Consider the following 11810-nt stretch of genomic DNA (forward strand, 5'->3'; position numbering starts at 1 on the left):
CCGTAGGTATCGCCGCCAAATTCTGGCAGAACGTCAGTCCAGGAAGTTACGTCGTAGATTACGCCGTAGTTACGACCGTAATCAAAGGAGCCAGCTTCAGCAAACTTCAGACCTGCAAACGCCACACGCGTCCAGGACTTGTTGTCGCCTTCTTCCTGGTTGCCCTGAATCTGGTATTCCCACTGGCCGTAGCCGGACAGCTGATCGTTAACCTGGGTTTCACCCTTGAAGCCGATACGCATGTAGGTTTTATCGCCATCTGCGCCTGCGTCATCAGAGAAATAGTGCAGACCTGTTACTTTGCCGTACAGATCCAGCTTGTTACCGTCTTTGTTGTAAATTTCGGCAGCGTTAACAACGCCTGCTGCCAGCATGGAAGTGACTGCCACTGCAACTAATTTAAGTTTCATCTTAAATGTTCCTTATAATTTTTTTCAGTATTTCCTGAACCACTGTGAACGATTTCTAAACGAGGCTGCTCGTCAATGGCATGCTATTTTTAAAAATCTTGTAGTCTTATTTCAATAATAAGTTTCAAATTATTAGAGATAATTTCAATTAGTGTGATCTCGATCGTGTGAAAAGGCGATTATTCAAACAAAGCGCCCGAATTTTATACGATTATTAATTATGTTATCTGCGGGACTATTGCCATCGCTATAATTTCTGTAAGTTTTAGTATATTAAGTTAGATTTCGGTATTCCCGATGTGTTGAGGGGGGTGCTATTAGTTTTTGGGCTTAATAACAGTGAGTTAGGTGAGGGTTTAAACGTATATTGCGAATATTTTCATGGATGTGTCAGAATTTAATTATTACATTCAATGCTATCCATAATGTTAATATTCATGGTTGACTAGTTTCATTTCGTTGTCAGTTTGTGTCAATTATCTTGTTGAGCGTTTACAGAAGGTGCCAAATATAAACCGAAATTAAACAGACATCCTATTATTAGGATAAATATTCTGAGGTGCGATCACACTTTAAATTTATGTTAATTATATTGCCGGGTTGAAATTTACCCGGCCGTGCGTGAAAGCATTATTTTCTTGTTGCGTACCAGCAGAGTAACGACCCGGCGCAGACCATCAGGGCGCCTTGCCAGAACGAGAATGAGAGGGGGGAACTCAGCACTGCGGCGGCAAGCGCGGCTGAAAGGACCGGGGTAAAATAGGATACGGTAGCCAGAACCGTGACGTTACCGTGCAGGATGCCAATATTCCATGCGGCGTATCCAAACCCAAGGGCAATGCCGCACATGACGAGTTTCACCACCACCGGAAGCGTGAACATCATCTCTGGCTGATCGCTCAGGGCATATTTCACCCACAGACTCAGCGCGGTCAGTAAAACAAACAGGGTGATGCCGTTTTGTCCTTTCGCAAATTTGCTGGTGACCGTGCAGTAGGCGGCCCAGATAAAGGCCCCGGCAAACGCCAGCGCGTAGCTCAGCGGGCTGGAAACGATATTGCGGGTTATTTCATCAAGATGTAAACCCTGTTCACCGCCCAATACCCAGCAGACGCCCAGCAGCGATATGACCAGGCCGGGGATCACCCACAGGGTGGATTTCTGTCCGTTGAACAAAATGGCAAACACAATGGTCAGGCTTGGCCAAAGGTAATTCACCATACCGACTTCAATCGCCTGCGATCGCGTTGCGGCATAGCCCAGCGACAGCGCCAGGCATATTTCGTAGCTGACAAATAAAACGCTGCCCGCAATAAGATATCGCGGCGAGAACCGTCTGATATCAGGAAATCCTACCGTCACCAGACACAGTAATCCGCTGAGGGTGTAGATCATCGCCGCACCGCCTACCGGCCCCAGTCCCTCACTCACGCTGCGAATAAGGCCGACCATGGTGCTCCATAACAGTATTGCCGCCAGCCCAATAAGCGTTGCCTTTTTTCTGTCCATTACTTCGCCATTGCAATAAAAATCAAAGGAAAAATGTATCGCATTACGCCTGTCGCTGTCGTGAATTATTCTCTTAAGCCGTTAATCAAAAAGGGGTAATGAAATGTACCGGGGGTGACTATTAAGGGGGGGAAGACAGATGACCTTGATTTGACGCAAAAAAATCAGGGGCTTTGCTGTTAGTTTGCTGCGCGAAATGTTTTCAGATAACGAGGACAACAATGGACGTCAGCCGCAGACAATTTTTTAAAATCTGCGCGGGCGGTATGGCCGGAACAACGGCAGCCATGCTGGGATTTGCTCCCAAAATGGCGCTGGCTCAGGCACGCAACTATAAGCTGCTGCGCGCGAAAGAGATCCGTAACACATGCACATACTGCTCCGTAGGTTGTGGGCTTTTGATGTATAGCCTGGGCGATGGTGCAAAGAACGCCAGAGAAGCGATTTACCATATTGAAGGGGATCCGGATCATCCGGTGAGCCGCGGGGCGCTTTGCCCGAAAGGGGCGGGGCTGCTGGACTATGTTCACAGCGAAAATCGCCTGCGCTACCCGGAATACCGCGCGCCGGGTTCTGATAAATGGCAGCGTATCTCCTGGGATGAGGCCTTCTCCCGTATTGCCAAATTAATGAAAGCCGACCGCGACGCCAACTTTATTGAAAAGAACGCGCAGGGCGTAACGGTTAACCGCTGGCTCTCCACCGGGATGCTGTGCGCGTCTGCGGCGAGTAATGAAACCGGCATGCTGACGCAAAAATTTGTGCGCTCTCTCGGCATGCTGGCGGTAGACAACCAGGCGCGCGTCTGACACGGACCAACGGTAGCAAGTCTTGCTCCAACATTTGGTCGCGGTGCGATGACCAACCACTGGGTTGATATCAAAAACGCGAACGTCGTGGTGGTGATGGGCGGTAACGCCGCTGAAGCCCATCCGGTGGGGTTCCGCTGGGCGATGGAAGCGAAAAACAACAACGATGCGACGCTGATCGTCGTCGATCCGCGCTTTACGCGTACGGCATCGGTGGCCGATATCTATGCGCCAATCCGCTCCGGTACGGACATTACGTTCCTGTCCGGCGTGCTGCTGTACCTGATCGAAAACAACAACATTAACGCGGAATACGTTAAGCACTACACCAACGCGAACCTGTTGGTGCGGGATGACTTTGCCTTCGATGACGGACTGTTTAGCGGCTATGACGCCGAAAAACGGCAGTACGACAAAGCGTCCTGGAACTATCAGTTCGATGAAAACGGCTATGCGATGCGGGATGAAACCCTGACGCATCCGCGCTGCGTGTGGAACCTGTTGAAGCAGCACGTTTCCCGCTATACGCCGGACGTGGTGGAAAACATCTGCGGCACGCCGAAAGCGGATTTCCTGAAGGTGTGTGAAGTGCTGGCCTCAACCAGCGCCGCCGACAGAACCACCACGTTCCTGTACGCGCTGGGCTGGACGCAGCATACCGTTGGCGCGCAGAACATCCGCACCATGGCGATGATCCAGCTGCTGCTCGGCAACATGGGCATGGCGGGTGGCGGCGTGAACGCGCTGCGCGGTCACTCCAACATCCAGGGGCTGACCGACCTCGGTCTGCTCTCGACCAGCCTGCCGGGCTACCTGACGCTGCCGTCTGAAAAGCAGACGGATCTGCAAAGTTATCTGGCGGCGAATACGCCAAAAGCGACGCTGCCGGACCAGGTGAACTACTGGAGCAACTATCCGAAGTTCTACGTCAGCCTGATGAAATCCTTCTACGGCGACGCGGCGCAGAAAGAGAACGACTGGGGCTTTGAGTGGCTGCCGAAGTGGGACCAGGCTTACGATGTCATCAAGTATTTCAACATGATGGATAAGGGCAACGTCACGGGGTATATCTGCCAGGGCTTTAACCCGGTGGCCTCCTTCCCGGACAAAAACAAGGTTGTGCGTAGCCTCAGCAAGCTGAAGTACATGGTGGTGATCGATCCGCTGGTGACCGAGACCTCCACCTTCTGGCAGAACCACGGGGAATCAAACGATGTCGATCCGGCGTCGATTCAGACCGAAGTGTTCCGCCTGCCGTCCACCTGCTTTGCGGAAGAGGACGGCTCGATAGCCAACTCCGGCCGCTGGCTGCAGTGGCACTGGAAAGGCCAGGACGCGCCGGGCGAAGCGCGCAACGACGGCGAAATCCTTGCCGGGATTTACCATCGCCTGCGCGAGATGTACCGAACCGAAGGAGGCAAAGGCGCTGAGCCGCTGCTGAAGATGAACTGGAGCTACAAGCAGCCGGATCGTCCCGAGTCTGAAGAAGTCGCGAAAGAGAACAACGGCATGGCGCTGGCGGATCTCTATGATGCTAACGGCAATCTGGTGGCGAAGAAAGGCCAGCTGCTGAACAGCTTCGCGCTGCTGCGCGACGACGGCACGACGGCGTCGTCCTGCTGGATCTACACCGGCAGCTGGACGGAGCAGGGTAACCAGATGGCCAACCGTGACAACACTGACCCTTCCGGGTTGGGCAATACGCTGGGCTGGGCATGGGCGTGGCCGCTGAACCGTCGCGTGCTGTACAACCGCGCGTCTGCAGACGTAAACGGCAAGCCGTGGGATCCGAAGCGCATGCTGATCCAGTGGAACGGGGCGAAATGGACTGGGAACGATATCCCGGACTACAACACCGCCGCGCCGGGCAGCAACACCGGGCCGTTTATCATGCAGCCGGAAGGGCTGGGGCGCCTGTTTGCGCTCAACAAGCTGGCGGAGGGGCCGTTCCCGGAGCACTACGAGCCGATGGAGACGCCGCTGGGCACCAACCCGCTGCACCCGAACGTGGTCTCCAGCCCGGTGGTGCGTATCTACGAAGACGACGCGCTGCGTCTGGGCAAAAAGGACAAATTCCCGTACGTGGGGACGACCTATCGCCTGACCGAGCATTTCCATACCTGGACCAAGCACGCGCGGCTTAACGCCATCGCGCAGCCGGAGCAGTTTGTGGAGATCAGCGAGACGCTGGCGAAGGCGAAAGGCATTGCCAACGGCGACCGCGTGAAGGTGAGCAGCAAGCGTGGCTTTATTCGCGCGGTGGCGGTGGTGACCCGTCGTTTGCAAAGTCTGAACGTGCATGGTCAGCAGGTGGAAACCGTCGGTATCCCGCTTCACTGGGGCTTTGAAGGCGTGGCGCAGAAAGGCTACATCGCCAATACCCTGACGCCAAACGTCGGCGATTCCAACTCGCAAACGCCGGAATACAAAGCGTTTCTGGTCAACATCGAGAAAGCGTAAGGAGCGATTCAATGGCGATGGAAACACAAGACATTATCAAACGCTCCGCGACTAACCCGATAACGCCCGCGCCTCGCGCGCGGGACTACAAGGCAGAAGTCGCCAAGCTTATCGACGTCTCCTCCTGCGTGGGCTGCAAGGCCTGCCAGGTAGCGTGCTCAGAGTGGAACGACATTCGCGACGAGGTGGGGCACTGCGTGGGTGTCTACGACAATCCGGCGGATCTGAGCGCCAAATCCTGGACGGTGATGCGTTTTAGCGAAACCGACCTGAACGGCAGGCTGGAGTGGCTGATCCGCAAAGACGGCTGCATGCACTGTGAAGATCCGGGCTGCCTGAAGGCGTGCCCTTCAGCGGGCGCGATTATTCAGTACGCCAACGGGATCGTCGACTTCCAGCAGGACAACTGCATCGGCTGTGGGTACTGCATCGCGGGCTGTCCGTTCAATATCCCGCGCCTCAATAAAGAGGATAACCGGGTATACAAATGCACTCTGTGCGTGGACCGCGTCAGCGTCGGGCAGGAGCCTGCGTGCGTGAAGACATGTCCGACCGGGGCGATCCACTTCGGCACCAAAAAAGAGATGCTGGACGTAGCGCAGCAGCGCGTCGATAAGCTCAAAGCACGGGGCTACGACAAAGCGGGCATTTACAACCCGCAGGGCGTGGGCGGTACGCACGTGATGTACGTGCTGCACCATAGCGATCAGCCGGAGCTGTACCACAATCTGCCGAAGGATCCGGCGATCGACACGTCCATCAACCTGTGGAAAGGGGCACTTAAACCGCTCTCGGCGGCGGGCTTTATCGCGACCTTTGCGGGGCTGATTTATCACTACATCGGTATTGGGCCAAACAAAGAGGTGGATGACGACGAGGAGGAGCATCATGAGTAAGTCGAAAATGATAGTGCGCACGAAGTTTGTCGATCGCGCCTGTCACTGGACGGTGGTGATCTGCTTCTTCCTGGTGGCGGTGTCGGGGATTTCGTTCTTCTTCCCGACGCTGCAGTGGCTGACCGAAACCTTCGGTACGCCGCAAATGGGGCGCATTCTGCACCCATTCTTCGGCGTGCTGATCTTCGTGGTGCTGATGTTTATGTTCGTGCGTTTTGTTCATCACAACATCCCGGACAAGGAGGACATCCCGTGGGTGAAAGGGATTGTTGAAGTCCTGAAAGGTAACGAGCATAAAGTGGCGAAGGTGGGGAAATACAACGCCGGCCAGAAGATGATGTTCTGGACCATCATGAGCATGATTTTTGTGCTGCTGGTGACCGGGGTGATTATCTGGCGTCCGTATTTTGCGCACTATTTCCCGATTCAGGTGATCCGCTACGCGCTGCTTATCCACGCCACGTCGGCCATCATCCTGATTCATGCCATCCTGATCCATATGTATATGGCGTTCTGGGTGAAAGGCTCGATTAAAGGGATGATTGAAGGGAAGGTGAGCCGCCGCTGGGCGCAGAAACACCACCCGCGCTGGTATCGCGATGTGGAGCGTCTGGAAGCGAAACAGGAAAGTACGGAAGGATTGAAGTAAACCCTGCGCCGTCGGCTCTGCCCGGCGGCGCTGCGCTTGCGCGGGCCTACTCTTCAAATCAAAACCGCTCTTCCACATAGCGGAACGGATATTTTGTGGGTTTGACTTTGCCGATTTTGCGTTTCGGTAAATCCACCTTGTCTACGTGTATTTCTTTATACGGGATCTGCGAAAGCAGGTGCGAAATAATATTCAGTCGCACACGTTTTTTATCCTCTGAACGCGCCACAAACCACGGCGCCCAGGCGGTATCGGTGGCTTCAAACATAGCGTCGCGCGCGAGGGTATACTCGTCCCACAGGTTAAAGGATTTAATATCCATCGGCGATAGCTTCCAGATCTTACGACCATCATTAATACGGTCGCGCAGCCGACGCTCTTGCTCTTTAGGCGTCACCTCCAGCCAGTACTTCAGCAGGATAATCCCGGCATCGACCATCGCTTTTTCCATCACCGGTGCGCCATCCAAAAATTTCTCCACCTGTTCCTCAGTGCAGAATCCCATTACCCGTTCGACACCCGCGCGGTTATACCAGCTGCGATCGAATATCACGATCTCGCCTGCCGAAGGCAGGTGCGGCACATAGCGCTGGAAGTAGAGCTGGCTTTTTTCTTTTTCAGTTGGGGCAGGGAGCGCAACAACGCGAAACACGCGAGGGCTGACTCGCTCGGTGATCGCTTTGATGGTGCCGCCTTTACCGGCACCGTCGCGTCCTTCAAAAACAATACACACTTTGAGTCCTTTGGCGACGACCCACTGCTGGAGCTTAACCAGTTCAACGTGCAGGCGACGAAGTTCTTTTTCGTACTCTTTGGTCTTCAGCACGGGTTTAACCACGCTATCTACACTCGCTTTGGTCACGGTCACTGCTTTGGTTTTATTCTGTTTTGCGTTTCCCATGATAATCCTCATCTCCGGAACGTGTGATGTGCATAGAAGGAACTAACACTTTGAAGTGTAATGCTGACCTGCAACCTTCGCGGGAATTTTTGATATGTGTGTCTGATAAGCGTGTTTCTCTTCATCAGGGAACGAGGTAGAATGGTGAATAGTACTGTATGAATAAACAGGTGGTGTGATGGCATTGATTTTTGAGGGCGAAAAAATCGGTCGTACTCGTTTTACCGGCGAGAAAATAGAGAATGCGATCTTTCGTAACTGCGACTTTTCAGGCACGGATTTAACCAGCACGGAGTTTATCGGCTGTCAGTTCTATGACCGGGAAAGCCAGCAGGGCGCTAAGTTTACTCGGGCGCAGCTTAAAGATGCTATTTTCAAAAGCTGCGATTTATCGATGGCAGATTTCAGGCATTCGAATGCCTTAGGCATCGAAATCCGTGAATGCAGGGCGCAAGGGGCTGATTTTCGCGGTGCCAGTTTTATGAACATGATCACCACGCGTACCTGGTTTTGCAGTGCTTATATAACAAAAAGCAACCTGAGCTATGCCAATTTTTCGAAGGTGGTTCTGGAAAAATGCGAGTTGTGGGAAAATCGCTGGAACGGCGCGCAGATCCTGGGGGCAACTTTCAGTGGTTCGGATATGTCAGGCGGCGAGTTTTCTTCATTTGACTGGCGTGCAGCAAATTTCACACACTGCGATTTAACCAATTCGGAACTGGGTGAACTGGACGTGCGTGGCACTGATCTACAGGGTGTTAAGCTGGACAGTTATCAGGTGTCGCAAATTATGGAACGCCTTGGCATCGCGATTATCGGCTGACAATATTCACAGCCTGCGCTGTATAAATGGATTAACGTGTCAGTCTGCTAGTTTGAACTGGCTCACCATACAAGATTATTCAATAATGCCCGCTGCGAGTGATTAACCCGTGGTTGAGGTATGAAAAAGACAATATTATCGTTGGCGCTTGGCACCTTTGGCCTGGGCATGGCCGAGTTTGGCATTATGGGCGTGTTAACCGAGCTGGCGCATGACACCGATATTTCGATTCCCTCCGCCGGGAATATGATCTCGTTTTATGCCTTCGGCGTGGTGATTGGCGCCCCGATTATGGCGCTCTTCTCAGGCAAGTTCTCGTTAAAAACGACGCTGCTGTTTCTGGTTGCCCTGTGCGCGGTGGGGAACGCGCTGTTTACCTTTTCGTCATCATATTTCTGGCTGGCGACAGGACGCTTAATTTCCGGTTTTCCGCACGGCGCGATTTTCGGCGTCGGGGCGATTATCCTCTCTAAAATTGCGCCGCCGGGGAAGGTGACGGTCGCAGTGGCGGGAATGATCGCCGGGATGACCGTGGCCAACCTGGTAGGCGTCCCGCTCGGCACCTGGCTGGGGCACCAGTTCAGCTGGCGTTATACCTTTTTCCTGATTGCGGTGTTCGACGCGCTGGTGATCCTCTCGGTTCTGCTCTGGGTGCCGGACATCCACGACACATCAGAAATCAAATTGACCGAGCAGTTCCACTTTCTGAAAAAACCAGAACCCTGGCTGATTTTTGCCGCCACCATGTTTGGCAACGCCGGGGTGTTCGCGTGGTTCAGCTTCGTTAAACCGTTTATGGTCAACGTTTCAGGCTTCACCGAAGGCGTGATGACGATCATCATGATGCTGATGGGGCTTGGCATGGTGCTGGGCAACCTGTTGAGCGGCAAACTCTCGGGGCGTTTTAGCCCGCTGCGCATTGCGGCGACCACCGACATGGTGATTGTCGCCTCGCTGCTGCTGCTTTTCGCCTGTGGTGAACTCAAAACGGCCTCGCTGATCATGGGCTTTATCTGCTGTGCCGGGCTGTTCGCGCTCTCTGCGCCGCTGCAGATCCTGCTTCTGCAAAATGCGAAGGGTGGCGAGATGCTGGGGGCGGCCGGGGGGCAGATGGCGTTTAATCTCGGCAGCGCGATCGGGGCGTACTTTGGCGGGATGATGATTACCCTCGGCTTTAGCTGGCGCTACGTCACGCTGCCTGCGGCGATACTCTCGTTCTCGGCCATGAGCGCGCTGTTGATCTACGGTTACCTGCGGGCCAGACGGGCTCAGGCTAACGCGCGTGCGCTAGCCTGATTGAATTCAGGCAAGCCAGGGCTCACCCAGGGTCAGCATCAGGCGGTTGGCCCAGGCGAAGAACGCGGCGGACTGCACCAGGTCAAGCTGGGCTAAGGTGTCCAGCCCCTCTTTTTCCAGCGCGGCAAGGTGCAGCGGCGTGGCGGCAGGTGGGGTAACCGACAGCGCCGCTGCAAAATCGATTTCCGCCTGCCAGCGCGCAGATTGTCCCTCGCTCAGGGATTGTCCCGGACGCACGGCCAGCAGGGCCTCTACCGCCGGGTCATCCTTTGACAGCTGGCTGGCTTTCCGCGCATGGACAGATGCGCAGTAAATGCAGCCGTTAATTTTACTGGCGACCGTTGCCGCCAGCTCGCGCTCGGCGCGCGGCAATCCCCCCGGCGTATAAAAAATCCCTTTATCCGTTAGCGTACGCTGTTCAAGCACCGGCAGGTTGCGCCCCAGCAGGCGGAAATAGTCGGAATCGGTGTGGCCAAACTTCGCCAGTATAGCAACCTCGTCATCACGAAAATCCGCCAGCGGTTTTGCTGCTATCCATGGCTCCCATCCCAGCTCCTGCTGGGTAAACGCGACGGGAGCCGCCTTCCCGGTGGCCGTGGTGGCGGTCGTGTGCCAGATGCCTGCCGCCACCGGCGCATCGCTTTTGGCGACGGGTTTGTCGTTCAGCAACCGCAGTCCGGTGATGAGTCGGCTCTGGAAGCTGACAAACGCGATAAGCTGCGCCAGGGTCACGATGCCTTCCTTGCTCCATCCCGCCTGGGTCAGCGCTTTTAACGATGCCGGCGTGGCTTCGACGGGGGAGAAGGTCAGCAGGCGCGCGAAATTGAGCGCCGGGGTCAGGCGTTCAGAGGTCGGGTCGGCCAGGCCAAACCCCGCATAGTGTGCGGCCAGCGCCTCCGCGCCGTGCCACCTGGCGACTTTTGCCGCCACGGCGAAGCGCTCGTCCAGCGCAAAATCGCTATCCTGCTGGGTAAATAAGATTTCGTAGCTGCCCTGTGCGTGGCGCGTGGCGGCGTCCCGCGTGGCGCGCGCCTCTGCCAGAGGGGAACCGGGTTTAATTTCCGCCAGCTCGGCGAGAATGTCGTGACTTAATGACATAGGTATCTCCTCAACGTATATGGGGGGCAATATGTTCAGCGATCAGTTCGATGGAGCGCAGGGTGTCTCGATGGGTGGGCTCGACCGAATGGACCTGGAATGAGATGTCCGTGGCGCGCCGGAGAACGGAATCGGCCTGCAGCGAGCGCAGCACCGTCTCGGGCGAACCGATATGGGCGTCGAACTGGTGACGAAAATCGGTGACGGTGTCACCTTTAACCGCGTGCCCGGCGGCGCGATGCTGCTGGGCTTGTTTCGTCAGACCCGGTGTGGCGACCTTGAGCGCATAGTCGTCGCTGTCGGCGACGAATGCCGTACGGGAAGCCAGAATGCGCGGTGCGATGCCCGCGGGCAGCGCCTCAAGGTAGGCATCCACAATAGGGTTCTGGATCGCGTCGAGGGTTAAATCCAACTGGTCTGCCGGGCGCGGCTGCGTGCGGGAGAGCATTAAACCGTGTCCGGCCCGCGCGGCGCGAACGGCACCGTCGACCGAAAAGGTGGCAATCCAGATACGGTCGGCAAGCTGTGGCGCAGGCGGGTAAAGGTGGTTATCCGGATGGGTGAGCGAATCCCCGCGCCAGGCGCTCTGGATCACATGCAGATGGTCGGCAAAGGCCGCGCCGCGCTGTTCAAACGTCAGTCCGAACGGCAGGAAAGAGGTCGGCGTGCCGCCCGAACCAAAACCGACTTCGAGACGTCCATCGGCGAGTAAATCCAGAACCGCGGCGTCTTCCGCCACGCGCAGCGGGTTTTCCATCGGCAGGGTAATGATGGCCGTCCCCAGCCGAATGGTTTCGGTATGTGCCGCTACGTGCGCCAGAAACAGCAGCGGCGAAGGCAGTCCGCCTTCAGTTTCGTGAAAGTGGTGCTGCGCAATCCAGGCGCTGTCAAAACCGTGGCGTTCGGCGTGGCGGATCTGTTCAGTTGCCAGACGATAGCGCTCCTTCGGCGTGGCGTCG

10 protein-coding genes are annotated in these 11810 nt (G+C 55.5%); 5 read left to right on the forward strand and 5 right to left on the reverse strand.

The genetic code is table 11. The features are described from left to right. Window positions 1-410: porin (locus tag DOU50_RS03275; RefSeq protein WP_194266120.1), on the reverse strand; the 410-nt coding region annotated here is incomplete at its 3' end. Window positions 411-1040: 630 nt separating this feature from the next. Further along, on the reverse strand, window positions 1041-1919 hold the full coding sequence (gene yddG / locus DOU50_RS03280; RefSeq protein WP_148768804.1) for an aromatic amino acid DMT transporter YddG: 879 nt from the start codon (window positions 1917-1919) through the stop codon (window positions 1041-1043). A gap of 221 nt (window positions 1920-2140) precedes the next feature. Between yddG and fdnG the strand changes: the two genes are divergently transcribed. The 3 genes from fdnG to fdnI are packed head-to-tail and all read left to right on the forward strand — an operon-like array spanning window position 2141 to window position 6733. Continuing rightward, window positions 2141-5188: a formate dehydrogenase-N subunit alpha gene (gene fdnG, locus DOU50_RS03285; RefSeq protein ID WP_148768805.1), complete on the forward strand. Its 3048-nt coding sequence runs from the start codon at window positions 2141-2143 to the stop codon at window positions 5186-5188. An 11-nt stretch (window positions 5189-5199) separates the two neighbouring features. After that, window positions 5200-6084, forward strand: coding sequence for a formate dehydrogenase subunit beta (gene fdxH / locus DOU50_RS03290; RefSeq protein ID WP_148768806.1), 885 nt, complete (start codon window positions 5200-5202; stop codon window positions 6082-6084). After that, on the forward strand, window positions 6077-6733 hold the full coding sequence (fdnI, locus tag DOU50_RS03295) for a formate dehydrogenase-N subunit gamma (RefSeq protein WP_048992313.1): 657 nt from the start codon (window positions 6077-6079) through the stop codon (window positions 6731-6733). Before fdxH ends, fdnI begins: the two co-directional genes overlap by 8 nt. Before the next feature lie 58 nt (window positions 6734-6791). Here the strand turns inward: fdnI and ppk2 are convergent, their stop codons facing one another. Beyond that, window positions 6792-7634 (reverse strand): polyphosphate kinase 2, encoded by an 843-nt coding sequence (gene ppk2 / locus DOU50_RS03300; protein WP_032647376.1) that lies wholly within the window; start codon window positions 7632-7634, stop codon window positions 6792-6794. A 178-nt stretch (window positions 7635-7812) separates the two neighbouring features. On the opposite strand from ppk2, the gene DOU50_RS03305 reads away from it, so the two are divergent. After that, window positions 7813-8457 (forward strand): QnrE family quinolone resistance pentapeptide repeat protein, encoded by a 645-nt coding sequence (locus tag DOU50_RS03305; protein WP_032647374.1) that lies wholly within the window; start codon window positions 7813-7815, stop codon window positions 8455-8457. Between the two features lie 120 nt (window positions 8458-8577). Further along, window positions 8578-9753 (forward strand): MFS transporter AraJ, encoded by a 1176-nt coding sequence (gene araJ, locus DOU50_RS03310; protein WP_148768807.1) that lies wholly within the window; start codon window positions 8578-8580, stop codon window positions 9751-9753. A gap of 6 nt (window positions 9754-9759) precedes the next feature. Here araJ and DOU50_RS03315 read toward each other — a convergent pair whose 3' ends face one another. Together DOU50_RS03315 and DOU50_RS03320 are read right to left on the reverse strand one after the other, a co-directional pair. Then, the gene (locus tag DOU50_RS03315) at window positions 9760-10851 is read right to left on the reverse strand and encodes an alkylhydroperoxidase domain protein (protein WP_148768808.1); all 1092 of its coding nucleotides are present in this window, start codon (window positions 10849-10851) and stop codon (window positions 9760-9762) included. Between the two features lie 10 nt (window positions 10852-10861). Continuing rightward, a partial coding sequence (locus DOU50_RS03320) for a putative FMN-dependent luciferase-like monooxygenase (RefSeq protein WP_148768809.1) occupies window positions 10862-11810 on the reverse strand: 949 nt, incomplete at its 5' end.

The sequence above is a fragment of the Enterobacter sp. C6 genome, from assembly GCF_008122455.1.
GTDB lineage: Bacteria > Pseudomonadota > Gammaproteobacteria > Enterobacterales > Enterobacteriaceae > Enterobacter > Enterobacter pseudoroggenkampii.